General features: G+C 46.2%; 17 protein-coding genes and 1 pseudogene. 17 read left to right on the top strand and 1 reads right to left on the bottom strand.

All coding sequences use genetic code 11. The features are described 5' to 3' along the window. Positions 1–7: 7 nt before the first annotated feature. From D7D25_RS11930 to D7D25_RS11890, 10 genes and pseudogenes are all read left to right on the top strand, one after another. Positions 8–1,399: a DegT/DnrJ/EryC1/StrS aminotransferase family protein gene (locus D7D25_RS11930; protein WP_122969173.1), complete on the top strand. Its 1,392-nt coding sequence runs from the start codon at positions 8–10 to the stop codon at positions 1,397–1,399. Continuing rightward, positions 1,396–2,688 (top strand): hypothetical protein, encoded by a 1,293-nt coding sequence (locus tag D7D25_RS11925; RefSeq protein WP_221408006.1) that lies wholly within the window; start codon positions 1,396–1,398, stop codon positions 2,686–2,688. Before D7D25_RS11930 ends, D7D25_RS11925 begins: the two co-directional genes overlap by 4 nt. 3 nt (positions 2,689–2,691) lie before the next feature. After that, the gene (locus tag D7D25_RS11920; protein ID WP_221408005.1) at positions 2,692–4,062 is read left to right on the top strand and encodes a hypothetical protein; all 1,371 of its coding nucleotides are present in this window, start codon (positions 2,692–2,694) and stop codon (positions 4,060–4,062) included. A gap of 96 nt (positions 4,063–4,158) precedes the next feature. Further along, a complete protein-coding gene (locus D7D25_RS18040; RefSeq protein ID WP_158602607.1) occupies positions 4,159–4,308 on the top strand; it encodes a hypothetical protein in 150 nt (49 codons plus the stop codon). Between the two features lie 43 nt (positions 4,309–4,351). Continuing rightward, positions 4,352–6,553, top strand: a complete 2,202-nt coding sequence (locus D7D25_RS11915) for a right-handed parallel beta-helix repeat-containing protein (RefSeq protein ID WP_122969172.1) — start codon at positions 4,352–4,354, stop codon at positions 6,551–6,553. 282 nt (positions 6,554–6,835) lie between these two features. Next, positions 6,836–8,407: a beta-N-acetylhexosaminidase gene (locus tag D7D25_RS11910; RefSeq protein WP_122969171.1), complete on the top strand. Its 1,572-nt coding sequence runs from the start codon at positions 6,836–6,838 to the stop codon at positions 8,405–8,407. 13 nt (positions 8,408–8,420) lie between these two features. Next, positions 8,421–9,539, top strand: a complete 1,119-nt coding sequence (locus D7D25_RS11905; RefSeq protein WP_148038921.1) for an acyltransferase family protein — start codon at positions 8,421–8,423, stop codon at positions 9,537–9,539. A gap of 14 nt (positions 9,540–9,553) precedes the next feature. Further along, complete coding sequence (locus D7D25_RS11900) at positions 9,554–10,732, top strand: alkaline phosphatase family protein (RefSeq protein ID WP_122969169.1); 1,179 nt, start codon at positions 9,554–9,556, stop codon at positions 10,730–10,732. 6 nt (positions 10,733–10,738) lie between these two features. Further along, positions 10,739–13,372 (top strand): DUF4861 family protein, encoded by a 2,634-nt coding sequence (locus tag D7D25_RS11895; protein WP_122969168.1) that lies wholly within the window; start codon positions 10,739–10,741, stop codon positions 13,370–13,372. Positions 13,373–13,408: 36 nt separating this feature from the next. Continuing rightward, a pseudogene (locus D7D25_RS11890) lies at positions 13,409–13,738 on the top strand (DUF4143 domain-containing protein); the annotation flags it as partial. A 292-nt stretch (positions 13,739–14,030) separates the two neighbouring features. Here D7D25_RS11890 and D7D25_RS11885 read toward each other — a convergent pair. Then, positions 14,031–14,366: a transposase family protein gene (locus D7D25_RS11885; protein ID WP_158602606.1), complete on the bottom strand. Its 336-nt coding sequence runs from the start codon at positions 14,364–14,366 to the stop codon at positions 14,031–14,033. Positions 14,367–15,102: 736 nt separating this feature from the next. Between D7D25_RS11885 and D7D25_RS11875 the strand changes: the two genes are divergently transcribed. The 7 genes from D7D25_RS11875 (at position 15,103) to der (ending at position 21,572) form a co-directional block, all read left to right on the top strand. Beyond that, positions 15,103–15,750, top strand: coding sequence for a carbohydrate-binding family 9-like protein (locus D7D25_RS11875; RefSeq protein ID WP_122969164.1), 648 nt, complete (start codon positions 15,103–15,105; stop codon positions 15,748–15,750). A gap of 141 nt (positions 15,751–15,891) precedes the next feature. Beyond that, positions 15,892–16,983 carry a phosphotransferase enzyme family protein gene (locus D7D25_RS11870; RefSeq protein WP_185140254.1) on the top strand — a complete coding sequence of 364 codons (1,092 nt, stop codon included), beginning with the start codon at positions 15,892–15,894 and terminating at the stop codon, positions 16,981–16,983. Between the two features lie 267 nt (positions 16,984–17,250). After that, a complete protein-coding gene (locus tag D7D25_RS11865) occupies positions 17,251–17,826 on the top strand; it encodes a DUF177 domain-containing protein (RefSeq protein WP_122969162.1) in 576 nt (191 codons plus the stop codon). Between the two features lie 31 nt (positions 17,827–17,857). Beyond that, positions 17,858–18,043, top strand: a complete 186-nt coding sequence (gene rpmF, locus D7D25_RS11860) for a 50S ribosomal protein L32 (protein WP_076929590.1) — start codon at positions 17,858–17,860, stop codon at positions 18,041–18,043. A gap of 83 nt (positions 18,044–18,126) precedes the next feature. Further along, entirely contained in the window at positions 18,127–19,146 is a 1,020-nt protein-coding gene (locus D7D25_RS11855; protein ID WP_122969161.1) for a beta-ketoacyl-ACP synthase III, read from the top strand. 123 nt (positions 19,147–19,269) lie between these two features. Next, entirely contained in the window at positions 19,270–20,163 is an 894-nt protein-coding gene (era, locus tag D7D25_RS11850) for a GTPase Era (protein WP_122969160.1), read from the top strand. 95 nt (positions 20,164–20,258) lie between these two features. Further along, a complete protein-coding gene (gene der, locus D7D25_RS11845; protein ID WP_122969159.1) occupies positions 20,259–21,572 on the top strand; it encodes a ribosome biogenesis GTPase Der in 1,314 nt (437 codons plus the stop codon). Positions 21,573–21,737: the final 165 nt, after the last annotated feature.

Below are 21,737 nucleotides of genomic sequence, written 5' to 3'. Positions count from 1 at the left end.
GGTAACTATGAAACTTTTCGCAAAAAGCTATTCACGCCGTGAATTTATAAAAACGAATTTAATTGCCGGAACAGGTGCTGTCATGGGAGCGGGAACGACAAGCAGGGTGCTGGCAAGTTGTACGGAGATAAACAAAAATACGCCCGCCGTTTTAGGTGGAAGCCCCCTGATAACCTCCCACGACTGGCCTTCATGGCCTGTGTGGAAACCGGAAACCGATGAGAAGAGGTTGCTGGAGGTGATGCGAAGCGGTGTTTGGTCGAGAAATAAAGTCACAGATGAATTTGAAAAAAAATGGGCGCAACTGCTGGGTTCCAAACGATGCCTGGCTGTCGTAAACGGCACCAACGCCCTCAACGCCTCCCTGGCGCAGCTGGAGATCGGATGGGGAGACGAGGTGTTGGTTACGCCTTATACCTTTATCGCGTCCATATCATGTATCCTGTTCAACGGTGCCATTCCCGTTTTCGTGGATGTTGATCCCGAAACTTTCCAGATGGATCCCGCGAAAATAGAAGAAAAGATAACTCCCCGCACCCGGGCAATCCTGCCCGTCCACATTCTTGGGCTCCCTTGCGACATGGAGCGGATTATGAGTATTGCCCGCAAACATAACCTGCTGGTGGTGGAAGATGCCTGTCAGGCATGGCTGGCGGAGATTAACGGAAAAAAGGTCGGGACTTTCGGGAATGCGGGATGCTTCAGCTTTCAAACCTCAAAAAATATGCCGATCGGTGAAGGAGGGGCAATCATCAGTGACGACAATGCATTTATGGATCGTTGCTTTTCATATCACAATTACGGGAACCCGTACGGTTCTACCGCAGGCCAAATAGGGGTCGGCACCGTGATGATCGGAACAAAACTACGCATAACCGAATATCAGGCGGCCATCGGGCTGGCACAGCTCGAACGTTTGGAAGAGCAGACCACAATAAGGAACCAAAATGCAGAATATCTTAAATCGCTGATTGGAAAAATTCCTGGAATCGTACCCTATAGATTATATGAAAATGTTACGAAAGCCGCTTTTCATTTATTTCCATTCTTGTATAATAAAGAATATTTTAAAGAACTGCCCCGAAATAAATTTATGGAAGCGTTGCATGCCGAGGGCGTTCCCTGTTCCGGCGGATATACGGAATTAAACAAGATGCCTTATTTGAAAAATGCATTTGAAAGTAAATATTACCGGAAATTCTATTCGGCTGAACAGCTGGATTACGATAAGTATGCGCAGGAGAACAGGTGTCCACTGAACGAGAAATTGTGCAACGAGTTGGCGGTCTGGATCCCGCAGAACATACTGCTGGGGTCCAAATCGGATATGGGAAATATAGCATCCGCCATCGAAAAGGTATATCTGAATGCTGAAAAAATTAAAAACAAAAAATCATGAGAGCCATCATATTTTTGATTGTAATGACTTTTTCCATTCCGATATTTTTTATATCGGCACAGGAAAAGAAAAATGATTTGAATAATACGTCCCAAGGGTTGAAGATCTCCGTTTTTGATTTGGATGTGACTCCCCCTATTGATTACAAGATGCCCTATGGGGTTGTAAAAAACGGATGGGATTTGGGTCTCCGGGCAAAAGGGATTGTTTTGTCCGGCTCTGAGAAGCCGGTTGTTTTGGTTTCTTTGGATTGGCTCGGCATAGCGAACGACTGTTACGACGAGTTCAAGCGTTCGCTTGCCCGGGCTGCCGAAACAACACCCGAAAGGGTAGCCGTGCATGTAATCCATCAGCACGATGCCCCCTACCCTCACGATTATCTGAACGACAACTTTGCATTGTCGGTAATCCATCGCTTAGAGATGGCTGTGGCTCAATCCCTTGAAAACTCAATCCCCGTAACGCACATAGGCTTGGGGGAAGCGCAGGTGCATCGGGTGGCCTCCAACCGTCGGATCCTCGGAACCGACGGCAAGGTGAAAGCCATGCGCTGGACGACATGCAAGGATTCCACATTACGCGCCGAGCCCGAAGGGTTGGTTGACCCGATGCTGTCCGCCCTGAGCTTCTGGAATGGGGACAAGCCAGTCGCCGTGCTGAACTTCTACGCCACCCACCCGCAAAGTTACTACGGCACCGGCGTGCCCAATCCCGACTACCCCGGCATAGCCCGTTTTTACCGGCAGCTTGCCCTGCCCGACGCGTTACAGGTTTATTTCACGGGAGCGGGCGGAAACGTGGGTGCAGGCAAGTACAACGACGGCTCGCACGAAAACAGGGGTGTTCTGGCTGAAAGGGTGGCAGACGGGATGAAAAGAGCGTGGGAGAATACCGGACGAAGCCCTGTCGCAGCTTCCGACATCGAATGGAGCGTCGAGCCGGTCTCCTTGCCGCTCGACTCCGTAAAGGCCGGCAAACTCCTTTGGGAGCGGTTCAAGTCAGAAAAAAAAGTTGACTTGCAATGCCTGGCAATTGCGAATAGGGCGCGCATTCTCTTTATGCCGGGAGAATTAACGGTTGAGTACCAGTTGGCCGCAAAAAAAATGCGCCCGGACCTGTTCGTCGCCATGGCGGCGTACGGAGACCTGGGGTTTGGATATATCCCCGCCGCCGCAGCCTTTCCCCAGGGAGGTTATGAGGTGGAGGTGGCGAAAGTAACCCCTGAAGCGGAAGAAGTGCTTTTAGATGCAATGGCCGGATTATTGAAGATTAAGGAACAATTAAAATGAATCATGATGAAAGACAGGATTTTATCTGCAATACTTATTGTAACGACAGTGGCAGGTTGTTCAGATGTAAACAGTCAAAAAAAACGAACATCGGAAGAAAAGCGATTGACCGCCACATCTTACTTTTCCGGTTTTGACCTGGCACACGACACCTACAATGCCATTTCCGCCGCCAGCGACGGTAAAATTTATTACGTGCTCTCTTCACAACCTTATAATGTGGCAGGTCAGATTCACGTTTACGACCCGCAAGCGGATACAACCCGGTTTTTGGCCGACTTGACAGAAATTTGCGGCGAAAAAGATAAAAAGGTTATCGCGCAGGGTAAGAGCCACGTCCGTTTTTACGAAAGCGGCGGAAAACTGTATTTCTCCACCCATGTGGGCTACTACGAGATGATAGACGGAATGGAACGTCTGCCTGTAACAGCGCCGGATGGATATGGGCTTTACACTGGCGGCCATTTTTTAGCCTACGACCTCGGTACCGGTAAATTCGAAGATTTGGGCCTTGCACCTCATGGTGAAGGTGTACTTACCATGACAATGGACACCGTCAGAAAACAAATCTATGCCATTACATGGCCGAAAGGATATTTTGTACACTACGATGTAAACAGCGGTGAAATGAAAGACTTGGGATTGGTTTCAGCCAACGGTGAAAATGGCAAGATAGGTGAAGATTACAGGGTTTTGTGCCGATCCATATTTGTCGACCCGCGCGACGGGCTGGTCTACTACTCCACCGCCGAGGGGGATATCATGTGTTATGATCCCGAAGGCGGTACGATTGAAAAATTGGAAGATGTGGACTTGCGGCTGGATTATTTTGGGAGTTATGATCCCACAGGTGCGGGAAGCATGGGCTATAACTGGCGTGCAATTGTCTGGTACCCCAAGGAAGAAGTGGCATATGGTGTCCATGGAAATTCGGGATACCTGTTTAAATTCGATCCCAAAAAGCGAAACGTTGAAATAGTGGAAAGAATAACGTCCGAACCTTCCCGTAAAAGCGGAATGTACGACCAGTTCAGTTACGGGTATCTGGGATTTGACCTGGGAAACGACAGGGAAACGTTGTACTACCTGACGGGAGGACCCATTTATGAAGACGGAAAGAGAGTGAAAGGAAAAGATAAAATATCGATGGGAGCGGCTCGCGGTTTAGAAAATCTTCATCTGATCACATATCATATCCCTACCGGACAATACATCGACCATGGCCCCGTATTTTATGAGGACGGATCCCGTCCCACCTATGTGAATTCAATTGCTTTGGATAAAGATGGGAATGTATATACCTTAGCCAGGTTTGAACATGAAGGTAAATTGGTGGAAGATCTGGTAAAAATACCGGATCCGTTTGAAAAGTAATTGAAACATCAAGTTATTAATTACAACGTCTTGTCATCTACTATCCTAATCAGTTCTTTTATAAATTCATATTACATTTCAAAACAATAAAAAATTATGCACGAAGAATCTAATAAACCAGCTGGCGAGGCCAAGGAAGAGTATATTTCCCCCGAAATCGAAATCATTGAAGTGGAAACTTCACAACACATCCTGGGCGGGAGCACGGAACTGCCCGGAGTAGGCGACGGCGGCGACGCCTGGTAATAGTTGTCATGTATCGTATTCTATCTAAAAAACAGAAAATTATATGAAGAAACAGTATAAACGTATTTTACCTGCTACGGTCATATTGTTGCTGGTCGCCGGTTGCGCCGAAGAGATGATGAATGTCCCCACAGCAAAAGAAACTGTAGGGAAACAGATCACCATTCACGCAGGCATGTCCGGCGACACGGGAACCCGCGTGGCTTACGACGATGTCTCCCTCAAACTCACCTGGGAAGCAGACGATCAACTACTGGTGGTGGGTTTCGATGATTCCGGCAACTATAAAGGCCAATCGACATTCACCTATACGGGTATACCGGGTAAAACCTCCGGGCCTTTCACCGGAACGGCAATTAGCGGAGCCGTCAAGTACAAAGTGTATTATCCGGCCACAATAACCGTTGATGAGGAGACCGGTGCCGTCACCTACCCTTCCATGAGTAATCAGGAACAGGAAGCCGATGGCTACGCCGCACACCTGAAGGAAGTTGTTGTGTTGGAAAACACCGAAGTAACCGATCTGGCGGTTGCCATTCGGTTAACAATGATGAGTTCCATCGTAAAGTTCGACCTGACTAATGTCCCTGCCCAAGTGGGAACATTAAAAAAATTGGAGTGGAAGGTGGAAACAGACACCGGTATAAAAACCGTCTCCATGAATTTTGCGTCCGGAGCGGTTATGTTCAGCTTATCGGAAAACAGCCTCACCGCCTATATGGGCTTTCTCCCGGCGGAGATACCCAATCTAAAAGCGGGTGGCACGTCTGCGGTAATACTGGTGGGCGATAAAACCTATAAAGGCGGGTTTATTTCCACGGCCGGTAAAACCTATACGGCCGGTCAACGATATACCGCCGCACTGAGTGACGGATGGCTGGAGGAAGTAGGATCTCATGAAGCCGGGGATGTAATTGTTTATGATCAACTGGGGGCACTGAAGAATTATTATTCTTGTACCGCCGACAACATCCGCTGTGATACCATCATAAACAAAGCGTTGAGAGAGGTCGTACAATTGGGCCGCGGAACAGTTTATTTAAAAGGCCCGTTCACCTTTCTTATAGGTGATACGGTGAAAATTGGGGATAATACCCATCTAAGAGGAGACTCCGATGTGAAAGTCCAACCACATGACGGAGCCAATTGGGCCGAATACATCCCGTTAATCGGAAATATGTCGGATTTTAATCAGAATATTGAGATTTCAGGATTTCAATTATACGGGAATGAATCGGGAGTTGTTACCCCGCCGAAGCTGGACCGGTATTATTTATGTATTATCTTAAACGGGAGTAATATCTCCATTCATAATATGCATTTAAGTGGAAATTACGGCGACGGGATTTTAATCGGGCGTAACAGCCCTGCTTTCAATGAAAATATCCAAATCTATAACAACACGATAAACAGGATACAACACGATGCCGTTAGTGTGAACAAGGGGAAAAATGTGCAAGTTTACAATAATCGCATCACTTCCAGGTTAAATTGCGGAATACGGATGTATAATACAAATATTGTTGAAGTGTACGACAACTACATCACCTCCAACAACGAAGGCGGTGCAGGTATTCAAATCCAGAAGTGGGGCAATATTTCAATGGATCAGATCAATATTCACGACAATGAAATTTACAAACCAAAGACACACGGAATATGGATCTTCGGAGCCGGAAGTTACGGATCATCTGTTGCCAAAATAAGTGTTCATCATAATAGAATATACAATACGGGACAGCACGGTATCATCTCTGACGGATTTGACGCCACAGTGGAAAATAACGTGATTGACGGAGCGGGATATTCGGGAATAATACAAGCCAATGTATATTCGTACCCTCCTCCCGAGACTTTAACTTTTGTGTTGACGGCAAAAAATAATATAATTTCAAACAACCGCTATTATGGGATAAGAAATAATTTGTCCGAAACACATTCTTTTTCAATTTCTTATAATTGTTTTTTCAATAACACAGAGGGAGACACATACAATATTGAGTTACCCGCAAGTAACATTATTGCAGATCCCCAATTCGCAGACCGGACAAATCATGACTTTCATCTCAAATCACAATATGGACGATGGAACGGGACGGCTTGGATTACCGATCAACTAACAAGCCCGTGTATTGATGCTGGGGATCCGGCGGATAACTATTCAACGGAACCCACCCCCAATGGGAACAGGATAAATATCGGAGTTTACGGTAATACCGACGAAGCCTCAAAAAGTGCTAATTAAAAATACTGAAAGAGCAATATGGGAGGCTGCTGAAAGGAAAAATACGAAATCTCCTTTCAGCGCCTCTTATTGTTAACGAACACGCGGTCTTATTCCCTTGATTATCTTATTCTACTATCTTCAATATGATTTTCGACAAAAATTAACATTCTGTTTGTCGCATTTTAAGTTGAATAATTGTCATATAGTAAATAGAGGTAAGCCGGTTTGTTTGCTTTTAACGCGCCTTATTGTGGCTCACTCTTTTTTTCAAACTATAATCAACCATAAAGCATTTTTAATATGATGAAACATTTTATTGCGCTGGTTTTACTTCTGTTCTCTTTTTTAGGGGTTCATTGCCAGGAGGTCATTCCTTTTCCCAATCATTATGAACAACGTGAAGGTGTGTCAATTGTTCCGAAAGTGATCACCGTCTCTGCCCAATCGGGAGAATTCGGCTCACTGATTCCCGGATTTGTGGAAACGCTGGAAAATTTTTCCCTGCGGGCGAAGAAAACGGAGAAAAAGGGATGGATACAATTGGTCAGGAACGCCGTCTGTCACAATCCCGAAGAATACCGGTTGACGGTTTCCCCCGCAGGTATTCTTATTGAAGCCGGATGCGCAAACGGCTGTTTTTACGGGTTGCAGTCGGCTTTTCAATTGATAAACAGTGCCGGGGCGGGAGGTTCTATCCCGTGTGCGGTTATCCGTGATGTTCCCCGTTACGGATGGCGCGGTCTGATGCTGGACGAATCCCGCCATTTTATAGGAAAAGCCGAAGTGAAGAAACTACTCGACTTGATGGCGTTGCACAAGCTGAACAAATTTCACTGGCACCTTACCGACTCCCAGGGGTGGAGAATCGAAATCAAGCGGTATCCCCTGCTGACTTCCGTCGGCGCAACAGGAAACCTCACCGATCCGGATGCCCCGGCACAATATTACACCCGGGACGAAATAGCCGAAATCGTCCAGTATGCGGCAGACCGGTTTATCGAGGTCATCCCCGAGATCGACATGCCGGGGCACGCCACCGCCGCGGTCAAAGCCTATCCCGAGTTCAGCGGCGGCGGTTCAAAGCAGTATCCCAACTTTACCTTTAATCCGGGGAAAGAAGGTACCTATACGTTTCTGACCGATATTCTGAAAGAGATAACCGCTCTTTTTCCCTCAAAGTACATCCACATAGGCGGAGATGAGGTGCACTTCGGCAACGAACAGTGGAATCGCCTGCCTGAAATTGGAGATTTGATGAAACGGGAAAGACTCAGCGACCTGGTGGCGGTGGAACACTACTTCCTGAACAGGATGTCGGATTCTATCCGCATTCTGAATAAAACCGTTATAGGTTGGGATGAAGTGGTTACTGCCGGCTTACCGGTATCCAACACGGTGGTGATGTGGTGGCGCCAAGAGAGGCCGGAACAGCTTGAAAAAGCGATAAGTAAAAGTTATGAAATAGTGCTGTGTCCGCGATTGCCCCTTTATCTGGATTTCGTCCAGCATCCGTCGCACAAATACGGTCGGAAATGGTCGAAAGGAGAGTACGCACCCATGGAAAAGGTGTATCATTTTCCCGGTATGAGTTACACTTCGGGCATATCTGTGGACACACCATTGATTAAAGGAATACAAGGGAATGTGTGGACGGAAGTTATCCATACGCCCGAGAGGTTGCAGTTTATGGTATATCCCCGGATGTCGGCGTTGGCGGAAGCTGCATGGACCCAAGACCGATTAAAAAATTACGAGAACTTCAATATGCGGATGGAGAAGATGATGGAAATTTTCAAAAAATACGGCATCGTTTTCTTCGATTATAAAAATCCCGATTCAACTCCGGAAGTTGCAGGGCCGGAGAGGAGATAAAAAAATTGGAGAGATGAAGTCTGATCAAACAAGCGATGCAACTGCCGGCCTGAGCAAGGAACAGGGAAGGATCCTTTCCGTCGACTTTTTCAGAGGACTGGTAATGTTTATCCTGGTATCGGGGATAGCAACCCTGTTTCACCAAATGACGGAACAGGGGCATGGAGGCGCGTTTATTGCCTGGCTCGACAAGCACTCCAATCACGGCAAATGGTTCGATATCTATTTCTGGGACCTGATACAACCTTTTTTTATGTTTATCGTGGGTGTCGCCATGCCTTTTTCGCTATCTAAAAGGCTTGCCCGGGGCGATAGCTGGAAGCAATCGTTTATCCATGCCCTGAAACGTTCCTTCTGGTTACTGTTGCTCGGTTTTATGTTGGGAGCCAAAGATGATGCCTATTACCTGACCAATATCCTTCCCCAACTGGGGTTGGTGTATGTGTTTGCCTTTCTGCTGTTGCAAAAAAATATTAAATGGCAACTGGCCGTTTCTTTTGGGCTGATACTGGCCTCCGACCTGCTCTATCAGTTCTGGCCGGTTGAAGGATACAATATGCCTTACACGCCCGACCACAATTTCGGCGCATGGTTGGATTCAGTTACTACGGGACATCTTCATCCCGACCATTGGGTCACGTTCAATGCGGTGCCTACCTGCGCCCACATCCTTTGGGGTGTCTGTACCGGCAAATTATTGATGACGGATTTGTCACCAATGAAAAAACTGACGATCATGCTTTCAACCGGGATCGCCGGAATCATGGGCGGGTATCTGCTGGGGTTATATATTCCCATGATAGAGCGTATCGGCACCGGCTCCTTTGTCGTTTTCAGCGGCGGGTGGTGCCTGCTGGCGATGGGATTTTCCTATCTCTTTGTGGATATACTCCGCTTCAGGAAGGTCGCCACATTTTTTGCCATCGTGGGGATGAATCCCATTTTTATTTACATTTTCAGCAGCCTCGGCGGAAAGAGTCTGCTTACCCGGATGGCCCGCCCGTTCACGCATCGTATTTTTGGCTGGGGAGGCGATATGTTGATCAACATGGTGACGATTGCAGTGGTGGCGTTTATGATCTGGGGCATCTGCTATTATATGTATAAACGGAAGATTTTCATTAAATTGTAAAATAAGAAAATAACATGAGAAGAATTCATTTTGTATGGGTATCGTTTCTGCTTTATGCTTTGTCGGTGAATATCCCGGCTTTATCGGCGAAAGAACCCGAAAGGGTGATCCTGTTCATGATCGACGGAATGCACTGGCAGGCGCCGGAAAAGTTGAACATGCCGGTGCTAAATTCCCTGATAAAGGAAGGAACGTACGTGCGGAAATCGCACATGATCATTCCCCATCACCCCACGGTGGGGGATTACAGCCTGTCGAACAGTTGCTCCTTCCCCAATCCGATGCTCCACGAAGGAACCATTTTCCTGAGTCCGGAAAACAAAATGATCCAGGAGATGATCTCCCCGAAGCAACAAACGGCATTCGTGGTGAACACAACGGCCTATCGTTCCGTGGGAAGAGGTTTCTCCACCTGCATCATGGATAACTCGCTGACCGACGATCAAACAGTGGAACAAGCCATCAAACTACTCGAGAGTCAGAACATTCGTTTTATGCGTGTCCATCTGCAAAGCCCGGGCTCCATCGGTACGTCCATAGCCATGTTCAGTGAAGGAAAGCCGTATGCGAGAGATATTTTCGGTGAAGGCTCTCCCTATGTCGATGCCATTGAGAATGCCGACAGGCTGCTGGGAGAGCTGATCGATTACCTGAAAACGGCAGGAAAATGGGAAAGTTCCGTTTTGATCGTAACCTCCGACCACGGACAGAGCAAGGTAGGCTGGCATCCCATGCTGGACGAAGACAGTTGGGTAACTCCCTTAGTCTTTTGCGGAACCGGAATCGCCCGGGGACGCGAACTTCCCTACTTTGAGCATACCGACCTGGCGCCGACAATCGCCCGGCTGTTGGGCGTGGAAGCCCCGAACACCGGCGGCGGGGCGGGAAAAGCCGTGGAAGAGATCCTGGAAGAAACGGACGCATCATCCTATAAGCCAGCCCGATATATCAAGACCATCAACCAACAGATACGGCAATACAACATACTGTATGCCCAATTGGTTCTGGTTGCCGAGAAGAACAACTACGTGGCCAACATCATCTCCTCGCTTTCCAATGAAAACCTGACACCCGAGCCGTTTTACCACCAGGACAGGATAACGGAGTGGCACAGGGCGGGTTCAACGGAACACCTGATAGAGGCCAACGAGGCCGTTCTGCATAAAATGAAGGAAACATTGCTTATCAAATAAAGAATTATGACACGGAAATCATTGAACAAGCGCTATCTGCACCCTGGCTTTGCCTTTTACCTGGCAATTTTAACTCTATGCGTTCACGCAACAAATGTACAGGCACAAGATACGGATAAAGTGGCAAAACAAATTGCTTTTGAGCAGATTTTCGGCGATGCCGTCAGACTGGATCCTGCTATGGTTGAAAAAGTAAAAAATGATACCCCGGGTAAGCGCCACTATGTGGACAGGGACGGTGACGGCAAGCCGGAGGAGGTGTGGTTTATCGATATCGAACCGCGCCATACGGAAGCAAAAAAACCGATACTGGTCAAGGTGATTGACGAGAATGGTAATCTGGAAATGGGCAAAGAGCCCGAAAAGTATGGGGACCTCTGGATCGCCGACTGGCATGCCGACGGATGGGTCGATGCCGTGATCGGTTATCGTGATCTGGATGGAGACGGGGATCTCGACGTGATGGAATGGTTCACGTACGGCAAGAAAGGCTGGCGTGTTCCTTTCGACGGATTGCGGGCACTTGTCTCCACCGACGATGGAGACGACAACCTGCTGGATTACGATATGGATTACGTCTATTATCAGATCCCTTGCCAGAACCACTCGCATTTTGGGGGAAACGAAAGTTTTGTCGTTTATTACCTGAATCCCGAACAAGACAAATGGATTCCTCATTTTGAAAACCCGTTCCTTTTTTACGATTTCGATAACGACGGCATCAGTGAAGAGGTAATCCGCATAGAAGGAAAGGAAGAGCTGGTGAAGTCGCTCCGGTGGAGCTTTAATGTGAACCCGATAGCCGGGAAGCAAAGAGACTTCGATGTCTCCGTTTCGGCATGTGCAAAAGGATGGACACAAGAGAAAGATCGGGAAAGCGATTTCACCATGTATTTACCGGAAGAGCAAACGGAACATTTTATGATCCGGGGCATTCCTACCGGTCCGGTGTTGAAACGCTCTACTGCACGCAATTACTTGCAAACCGTCACCTGGGAACGTGTGTTGATGACCTGGAACGAGAATAACCTGAATATCGCATTTAATGATCCGAAAGATACCATTGAACGCTGGGAAGGAGTGATCAATGCCGCATCCACCGATTCGGGATACGTGATGCCGCGAATCGGAGCTCCGGATTGCGGACCTTATAACAAACGCTATGAACTGGTGCTCAAGCCCCGGGGACCCAACGAGTTTTATTTCAATCCCGCCGACCACCGCGTCCACATCAAGAACAGCGACAGGAGCTGGATCAAGGTGGATTACGACTTCGACATAAAAACAGACATGACCTACCTCTGGGTGGATACAGACAAGGACGGCATCGTGGACAGGGTGGATATCGATACAAATGGCGACGGCATAACGGATGACTCCTACCTCATCGATGTGTCGGACGTAAAACCGGTGGGCTGGACATTCAAGGAGTTAAACGGGACGTTGGCGCCCATTTTTAAAACCGAACCGGAAAATAAATATAATCTGGTGATGGCTCTTACGACAGCACTCCGATCCACGAAGGAGGAAATGGAAGAAGACGCCGTGTGGAATTTGCTTGCAAATCGCATGCAGGGTGAAAATATTCCGGGCGATATTGCACGTCGCCTTACGAACAGCGACCAATCCATATTGTACTACCTTACACTGGTGCAGGACCGGCTGATCGACCGGCTGAAAAAATCGGGATACAAAAACCGCTCTTTCTGGAAAAAATTCAACGTAGCCCGCAGTAAAGGAGACACACAAGCTATGGTCAAAACCGTTGCGAAACATTTCAAAACGGGCAGACCGGAAGAAGATTATCATGCATGGACGGCACGGTTGCGCAGGGAAGAGGACAGACCGCGCGTGGCCTGGAACAACCAATGGCTTCCGCCCAACTGGGGATGGGAATCGGAAAAAGCGGCCTTTCGCTTCTATTTGGGTCATTTCGACCTCTTCGGTAAACGTCAGTGGATCGACACGCTGATCATGCCAAAAATAGCCGAGGGCAAGAGTTACCATATCGACCAGAACGGTTGGGGAATGGATATCCTGCACGTGGGGAAAACGGCGGGATGCGGAGGAGTCATCCTCTATGTGAACGGCGTGCCCTATCCCGTACGCAACGAAACGGGCAAGGGAAATCCCACTTTTACCGGCCGTGTGGTTGAGCAAACCAACAACCAGCTTACCCTCGAATTTGTAGCGGAAGGGGTCGGCCCTGAAAACACCCCCTGCACCGTACGCCTGCGTCCTTCAATCGGCGCCGGGGATCTTTACTCATCGGTGGAAGCAACGGTGGACGGCGGAGCTCCCGGCGATAAGATCGAATTAGGTATCGGCCTGGTGCGGTTACCGGACGAGACATTCTTTTCCGACAGGGATGCCGGCATTATCGGTTCGTGGGGATTCCAGGATCCGGAGATCGGTTGGATAGGCATGGGGATCATGTTCCCGCCGGACCGCTTCCTGCGTTTCGACGACCAACCGGAAGAGCACCGGGTCGTGCTGGAATGCAAAAAAGGAGTTCCCGTAACTTACCAAATCCAAGGCGACTGGCTGCGCGGGCATCAGTTCCCGTGCTCTCCTTCCGTAAAGGATTGGGAAAATGTGTTAAAACAACAACTGAAACAAATTAGAATGCTAACTCAATAACAAAAAAATTATAATAAATGTCTATTAAACAGCTCGAAAACGGCTATTCGTACATCACCTAAGTGGCATTTTGTATATCCGTCCATCGCTACGCCGGTAATGCGAGCTGAACCGGAAAGTATCCTTGCTGATTTTGAAATGTTCGGATTTTTATTTGAGGCGCTCTGTACGCGTGATATACGTATTTATACCCAAGCCAACCATGGTGATGTTTTCCATTATCGGGATAAAGGAGAACTAGAGACCGACATGATTGTCCGTCTGCGGAACGGACGGTTGGTTGCCATTGAAGTGAAGCTGGGGAAAAGACAAATAGAAGATGCTGCCCGTAATCTACTCCGTTTGCAAGAGAAAATAGGGGGGTAAAAATGAAACGTACAATTAATAGTTATCAATGGATCGGGGTAATTGACTGATAGGATGATCGATAAGTGTAATTCTTTCCTCTATCCAAAAAAAAACGAATTGTGCAAATCAATTCAATTCGGTTGAATTATGCTTTAGTATTTGATTAAATGGCAAGAGCAATCTTAACCCTTACACCAAACAGGCATAGAGCGTGCTAGTAAGCGCTTACAATGCCTGATAACACGTATTCTGGATAAATATATATTGTGATAAAAAATCGAGCAAATATTAGACATTATATTGAATAAAATTATATACAGCTCAAATTCAGAGACATTGTGATTCTAAAATTATGTAATCCGCAGGCAATAAGCATGACTAAATCGTCAAAGCCAAACTTGCGGCATCGAAAGCGTTCTTTTACAATACGACATTTTTTGATTCCGCCAATGGCGTGTTCAACAAGAATTCGAAAACTTGATATTTCTCTGTTTTCCTTTTTTTGATCATCGTTTTCCTTTTTTTGATCATCCGATAATTCTTTGCCTTTGGGCTTTTTTGTCGGCATTTTTACCGTCACATCTTTAGGGCTATGTCCCAAGAAACCGGTATCTTGCCACAGAGTTATGCCTTTTGATAATGTCAACGGTTGCTCATCTTGTATTTTTTGTCATGCACATGCCCCTCACAAGTCTTTGACAACCACAAAATACGTTTATCAGGCGTGCAAAGCAGGTTGTTTTTTACGTTATGCGTTTTTTTTACCACTATAACAGGATTTTTGTCTGTCGGTGTCTTGCGGGCGCTCAATAGGTCTTTCCGTACCGTCAAGCAACAAGTCCTGGCATTGCTCTGTCAAATATTTTACCCTTAAGTGGTGTCTATCCGGTAATTCGCCCAACGTTTTAAGTAGAATTTCCTATAAAAGATGCACCCATTGATTACACTGATTTTATATAAACTCTATTATTCGCTTTTTTATTGTTTTATGACGAGTTTTATGGATAAAAAATAATAAAAACTTGAATGGGTGGTCAAAACATAGGGAATGTCTATCGTCGCTCTGATGGAGTATTCGTAGTACCTATAGAATGTTTGAAAGATTGACAGATGATAAATTCGATATATTTTCAGGTTGCCCCTTGTCCTGGTACAATAATATTTTGCCCGTTTTCATTAAAAAGAATATCTTTGGGGAAAATTTATTGATTTGGTAATCCCGAGGGATCGGCACAAGTTGTCCCGATCCCTCGGGAAGTAGGGATGATTTGTTGATTTATGAATGTATAATCCAATCTTACCCGATCTTTTTCAATCTCATTAATGACTGATTTTAAGTTCATTATTCTGAAAGATGACATATATCTAAATAAAATAATTATATGAGAACACTGCTGGTGCCAAAGCAAAATGTTTCACAACTTGAAACGGTATTCGATAAGATAAAGATGCTCCACGAAGCCGGAGCGGAAGCCCCTGTCGATCAGGTCAACTGGAAGGCTGATTTCCCGAAAACCCTGCCCGTGACAGTGCGGGTGGCACACGACGGAGATATGCTCTACCTTTATTATACTGTAATCGGAGAAGCTGTCCGCGCGGTAAATACCGAGGATTTCGGATCCGTATGGGAGGATAGCTGCGTGGAATTTTTTATGCAACGTGAAGGGGAAAGCGGGTATCGCAATTTCGAGTGCAATATATTGGGAGTGCTGCTTTCCCGCCGGCATGAGACAAGGGAAAAGGGAGAGAAGCAGGCATCTGAAATGCCTTCTATCTTCAGGCATAGTACCATCTCTCACAGGTATGAAGGGGACCGGCAGGTGAGCGACTGGAGCATGTACCTGGAAATACCCAAAAAAGCCCTGGGCTTTGATGCCCAGGAATCGCTTTCCGGGCAAAAAATCAGGGCTAACTTCTACAAATGTGGTGATGAGACACCAGAGCCTCACTTCTTGAGCTGGAATCCCATCGATCTGCCCAAACCGAATTTCCATGTCCCCCAGTTTTTTGGATTGCTGGAATTGGAATGAAGAATGAAGAATGAAGAATGAAGAATGAAGAATGAAGAATGAAGAGTGAAGGACTTAGAACTTGGAACTTAGAACTTAGAACTTGGAACTTGGAACTTGGAACTAAAAATGCTTAATAGAATTCAACTATAAATGGAAGAGATGAACAAACTGAAAGAGATCGTTTCTCAATTTATCGGAGACGATGCTAACGTGGAGATAAAACCCTTGGGTAAAGGGCATATCAATGATTCATATAAAGTGGTATCGGGCGACGGTGATAAAGAGTACGTGCTGCAACGCATCAATCACCATATATTCAAGAATGTGTACGAATTGCAGAATAATATCCGGAGAGTAACGGAACATATCCGCAAAAAACTGGAGGAGCAGGGAGTCGCCGATATGAATCGTCGTGTGCTGACGCTGGTTCCTACGCGGGAAGGAGCACTTTATTACCAGGATGCCACAGGAGATTACTGGCGGGTCATGGATTTTATTAAAGAGAGCAAAAGTTACGATGAGATTAATCCTGAACTGGCATACCGCGCCGGAATGGCTTTCGGTGATTTCCAGAAAATGCTGTCAGATCTTCCGGGTGAGCCGCTGTTCGAGACCATTCCGAACTTTCACAATATGGAAGCCCGCTTGGAGACATTCCGTGAAGCGGTCAAAGCCAATAAGGCAGGGAGACTGGATAAAGTAGCCGGATTGGTAAAGGAAGTCGAAGATCGCGCTGAAGAGATGTGCAAAGCGGAAAAATTACACCGCGAAGGAAAACTGCCCAAACGGATCAACCATTGTGATACCAAAGTGAATAATATTTTGTTTGACGATAACGACCAGGTACTCTGTGTGGTGGATCTGGATACCGTGATGCCGGGATACGTGCTCTCCGATTTTGGTGATTTTATCCGTACGGGGGCCAACACCGGCGCGGAAGATGATAAGAACCTCGATAATGTCTCGGTTGATCTGGATATTTTTGAGGCATATGCGAAAGGTTATCTGAAAAATGCGACATCCTTCCTCACCGCTGTGGAGATAGAAAACCTCGCCTTTGGGGCAAAACTGCTTACCTACATGCAGGCGGTACGTTTCCTCACCGATTATATCGATGGTGATACCTACTACAAGATTGCCTATCCGGAACACAATCTGGTGCGAACCCAAGCGCAGTTCAGACTGTTGCAAAGCCTTGAGGAGAACTTTGGGAAGATGCGGCAGATTGTAAAAGAAGCGGCAGGAATTTAAGATTCAAGATTCAAGATTTAAGATTCAAGAACCAAGAGCCAAGAACCAAGACTATTTAGGATTTGGGATTAGGATTTGGGAATTGGGATATCGGATATCGGATTTGAGATGTAGTTAACTATTCATTTTCAAATTTCAATGATCGTCATTCTTCTCCACTTCTTGACTTCTAATGGAGTAATTGGTAAATGGATAAATATTCAGTAAAAACAGGCGGTGTAAAGAAAAAATTACTATCTTTGCACCGCTTTATTTTGAGGAAAAAACGTGGCAAAATTCAGTTTGTACAATATTTCCCTGAAAAATCTATCCGAAGGAGTGCATACCTTTGAGTATGACCTGGATAGGAAATTCTTCGACGCTATAGATGGCGACGAAGTGCGGAAAGGTAATGTGAAGGTGACGGTGAAAGTGCGGAAAACGTCATCCACTTTCGAATTTAATTTCGATCTTAAAGGAATAATTCAGGTGCCTTGCACACGGTGTCTGGATGATATGAATTTAGACGTGGATACGCAGAGCCGGTTGATCGTAAAGTTCGGTAAGGAATATTCCGAGGAAAGCGATGAAATAGTGATCATCCCCGAAGAAGAAGGAGAGATCAATATCGCCTGGTTCCTGTATGAATTTATTGCCCTGACCATCCCAATAAAACATGTGCATCCGACAGGAGAGTGTAACAGGGCGGTATCCTCCAAATTACGTAAACATCGGGCGGTCAGTACAGACGATGCCGATGATGATGACGGCGAGATTCCGGATGATGATTTCTCTGATGATGAGTCGCAGGACAACGATCCCCGTTGGGATGCGCTCAAAGGATTGAATCTGGAAGAAAGTTGAGTATATAAACAATTAAAAACAAAATATAGAAATGGCACATCCAAAAAGAAGACAGTCTTCCGCGAGACAAGGTAAAAGGAGAGCGCACGATCATGCCAAATTGCCTACTATGGCAATCTGCCCCAACTGTGGCGCCTGGCACATTTATCACACCGTATGCGGCGAATGTGGTTATTACAGAGGTAAATTGGCTATCGAAAAAGACGTAACGGCATAATTATTCCTTAGTTTACAGAAATAGTAGACCCTGAAACGTCACAATTGCTTTCAGGGTCTTTTCGCAGTAATTATTTTACGACGATGAGACAATTAAACGCCGTAATCACCGGAATCTCTGCCAGAGTACCCGATTATATCCTCACCAACGAAGAACTTTCTACCATGGTCGACACCTCCGATGAATGGATCATGACCAGAGTGGGAATTAAAGAACGACGAATCTTAAAGGGTGAACAGCAGGGTATTTCGGTATTGGGCGCGGCGGCCGTAAAAGAGCTGCTGGTGAAAACGGATACGGCTCCCGAAGAGGTCGATGCGGTAATTTTCGCCACTTCCACTCCCGACCATATCTTCCCTTCGGCCGCCTCTATCGTGGCTGAGCAGAACGGTATCAAAAACGCCTTCTGTTTCGATATGGAGGTGGCTTGTTCCGGATTTGTTTACGGACTGGAGATTTGCAACGGTCTGATCCAAACAGGCAAGTATAAAAAGATAATTCTGTTGGCGGGTGATAAGATGTCATCCATCACTAATTATAAAGACCGGACTACCTGCCCCCTTTTCGGTGACGCGGCCGGGGCGGTGATGATTGAGCCTACCGTGGAGAATGTCGGGATCATGGATGCGGAACTCCATTCGGATGGAGTGGGGTACCATCCGTTGCAAATGAAAGCCGGGGGGAGTAAATTCCCCGCCACGCATGAAACGGTGGAGAATGGTCAGCACACCGTATATCAGGATGGGAAAGTGGTCTTTAAGCATGCCGTTTCACGTATGGCGGAAGTTTCATTGAATATTATGCGGCGTAACAACCTCACTGCCGACGATGTGGATTGGTTGGTTCCCCATCAGGCCAATATGCGTATCATTGATGCTACCATAGACCGTAGCGGATTACCCCGCGAAAAAGTGATGATCAATATAGGTCGTTACGGAAATACCAGTGCCGGTACTATCCCGCTTTGTTTATGGGAGTGGGAACCTAAACTGAAAAAAGGGGATAATGTGATCCTGGTCGCTTTTGGGGCCGGTTTCTCCTGGGGAAGTGTTTACCTGAAGTGGGGGTACGATGGGAAAGAAGGTGGAAAGGTGAAAAAGTGAAAGAGTGGAAAGGTGGGAATGAGTGAAACGCGTCGGGACCGGTGCGTTTTTTATCTTTATTGGGTTACAATAAGGTAAAATCGTTCGCTAGATGTTATCTTTGTCCTATTAAGAGTCGTAAATATGTCGCAGAATAAACATCGTTCCGGTTTTGTCAATATCGTGGGTAATCCCAATGTCGGTAAATCCACATTGATGAACCGGCTGGTAGGAGAAAAGATCTCCATTATCACAGCAAAGTCACAGACCACCCGTCACCGTATTATCGGTATAGTGAACAAGCCTGAGTACCAGGTGGTCTATTCCGACACGCCGGGGGTTCTGCGTCCCAATTACAAGTTGCAGGAATCAATGTTAAACTTCTCTTTATCGGCGCTGGAGGATGCCGATGTGTTGCTCTATGTGACAGATGTGGTGGAGAAGATCGATAAAAATGACGAGTTTCTGGGTAAGGTGCGACGATTGAATATCCCCATCCTGCTATTGATCAATAAAATAGATCAGACTCATCAGGAACAATTGGAGAAAATGGTAGCACAATGGCAGGAATTGTTACCTCAGGCAGAGATATATCCCATCTCGGCATTGAATAATTTTAGTGTCGATGTGGTACAGAAGCGTATTCTTGAGCTTTTGCCGGAATCACCTCCCTATTTCGAAAAGGATGCGCTTACCGACAAGCCCGCCCGTTTTTTTGTCACTGAAATTGTCAGGGAGAAGGCGTTAATTATCTATCAGAAAGAGGTGCCTTATTCCATTGAAGTGGTTGTGGAGGAATTCAAGGACGAAAATGATATAATCCGGATCAGGGCGATTATTTTGGTGGAACGTGATTCACAAAAAGGGATTGTAATCGGCCATAAAGGCGAATCATTGAAAAAACTGGGCACCATGGCACGAAAAGATATCGAGCGCTTTTTTGAGAAAAAGGTCTTTCTGCAACTTTATGTGAAAGTGGAAAAAGATTGGCGGAACCGGGATAATCTGTTGAAAACTTTCGGGTATCGGCTGGATTAATATGAATAATTACCAATTACCAATTACTAATTATTCTTGATTATTGCTTCTTGGCTCTTGATTCTTGGCTCTTGGCTTTTGATTCTATAAAAAATATGCAAAATTTAGTAGCGATAGTAGGACGTCCTAATGTGGGAAAATCCACACTCTTCAACCGGTTGACACAAAGCCGTCAGGCTATTGTCACGGAGACTGCCGGTACCACGCGTGACCGTCAGTACGGAAAAGTGATCTGGGGCGGCCGCGAATTTTCGCTGGTGGATACCGGCGGATGGGTTGTGAATTCCGATGATGTGATGGAAGATGAGATCAATAAACAGGTACGGATAGCCATAGAAGAAGCGGATGTGATTCTCTTTGTAGTGGATGTGATGCATGGCTTGACCGATCTCGATGAAGGTGTGGCACAGATGCTGCGTAGATCGGGTAAACCTGTGGTAGTGGTAGCCAATAAATCGGATAATTTCGAGCTGGGACACCAGTCTGCAGAATTTTATTCCCTTGGATTGGGCGACCCGTTCAGTATTTCGTCTATTAATGGTTCGGGAACCGGCGATCTGCTGGACCATATCCTCACATTGTTCTCCAAAGACAATACTGAGGAGGAATTGGATGATATTCCCAAATTTGCCGTGGTAGGTCGTCCTAATGTCGGAAAATCTTCTATTATCAATGCGCTGATCGGGGAAGACAGGAGCATCGTAACCGATATCGCCGGCACTACGCGCGACTCGATCCATATGCGTTACAATAAATTCGGTATGGATTTTTATCTGATCGATACGGCTGGGATTCGTAAAAAAGGAAAGGTAACGGAAGATCTGGAATACTTCTCTGTCATCCGTTCCATCCGTGTTATCGAAAGTGCGGATGTATGCATCCTGATGCTCGATGCTACTCGTGGTATTGAAGGCCAGGATCTGAATATCTTTTCTCTCATTCAGAAAAACCGGAAAGGATTGGTCGTTTTTGTCAATAAGTGGGACACGGTGGAAGAGAAGGACAACATTGTGATCAAGACTTTCGAGAATGCCATCCGTGAACGTCTGGCGCCGTTTACCGATTTTCCGATAATCTTCGGTTCCGCACTTACCAAACAGCGAATCCTCAAGGTGATGGATACCGCGAAAGAAGTATACCAGAATAAAAAGCGCAAAGTACCCACCAGTAAGCTGAATGAGGTGATGTTGCCCATTATTGAGAGGACACCGCCTCCCTCTAACAAGGGAAAGTTTATAAAGGTAAAGTATATCACCCAACTGCCCAATACACAAGTTCCATCATTTGTATTCTTCTGCAATCTGCCCCAATGGGTCAAAGAACCATATAAACGATTTGTGGAAAACAGAATGCGGGAAAACTGGAATTTTTCGGGAACCCCGATTAATATCTTTTTCCGGGAGAAATGATAAAGGTTGGAAGGAGGATAGGTGGTATATGACTGGCAGACTGAGAGAATGTGAAGAAAGTGAAGAATGGGTAGAATGGACAGAATGGGAGAGAAAATAGTGAAAATATAGTTTTTAGTGTATAAAGTCTTGGTTGCCGACTCTTGGTTCTTGATTCTGCAGAAA

Origin of the sequence: Proteiniphilum sp. X52, from assembly GCF_003712195.1 — a bacterium.
In the GTDB taxonomy this organism is placed as follows: domain Bacteria; phylum Bacteroidota; class Bacteroidia; order Bacteroidales; family Dysgonomonadaceae; genus Proteiniphilum.
The sequence above is the reverse complement of the archived record's forward strand: the minus strand, read 5'-3'. Positions and strand labels throughout refer to the sequence as shown.

Coding starts and splice junctions, on each gene's coding strand:
- D7D25_RS11895 (WP_122969168.1), top strand. CDS start 10,739: ATGACACGGAAATCATTGAACAAGCGCTATCTGCACCCTGGCTTTGCC.
- D7D25_RS11920 (WP_221408005.1), top strand. CDS start 2,692: ATGATGAAAGACAGGATTTTATCTGCAATACTTATTGTAACGACAGTG.
- rpmF (WP_076929590.1), top strand. CDS start 17,858: ATGGCACATCCAAAAAGAAGACAGTCTTCCGCGAGACAAGGTAAAAGG.
- D7D25_RS11870 (WP_185140254.1), top strand. CDS start 15,892: ATGAACAAACTGAAAGAGATCGTTTCTCAATTTATCGGAGACGATGCT.
- D7D25_RS11925 (WP_221408006.1), top strand. CDS start 1,396: ATGAGAGCCATCATATTTTTGATTGTAATGACTTTTTCCATTCCGATA.
- D7D25_RS18040 (WP_158602607.1), top strand. CDS start 4,159: ATGCACGAAGAATCTAATAAACCAGCTGGCGAGGCCAAGGAAGAGTAT.
- D7D25_RS11915 (WP_122969172.1), top strand. CDS start 4,352: ATGAAGAAACAGTATAAACGTATTTTACCTGCTACGGTCATATTGTTG.
- D7D25_RS11855 (WP_122969161.1), top strand. CDS start 18,127: ATGAGACAATTAAACGCCGTAATCACCGGAATCTCTGCCAGAGTACCC.
- D7D25_RS11900 (WP_122969169.1), top strand. CDS start 9,554: ATGAGAAGAATTCATTTTGTATGGGTATCGTTTCTGCTTTATGCTTTG.
- D7D25_RS11910 (WP_122969171.1), top strand. CDS start 6,836: ATGATGAAACATTTTATTGCGCTGGTTTTACTTCTGTTCTCTTTTTTA.
- D7D25_RS11930 (WP_122969173.1), top strand. CDS start 8: ATGAAACTTTTCGCAAAAAGCTATTCACGCCGTGAATTTATAAAAACG.
- era (WP_122969160.1), top strand. CDS start 19,270: ATGTCGCAGAATAAACATCGTTCCGGTTTTGTCAATATCGTGGGTAAT.
- D7D25_RS11875 (WP_122969164.1), top strand. CDS start 15,103: ATGAGAACACTGCTGGTGCCAAAGCAAAATGTTTCACAACTTGAAACG.
- der (WP_122969159.1), top strand. CDS start 20,259: ATGCAAAATTTAGTAGCGATAGTAGGACGTCCTAATGTGGGAAAATCC.
- D7D25_RS11905 (WP_148038921.1), top strand. CDS start 8,421: ATGAAGTCTGATCAAACAAGCGATGCAACTGCCGGCCTGAGCAAGGAA.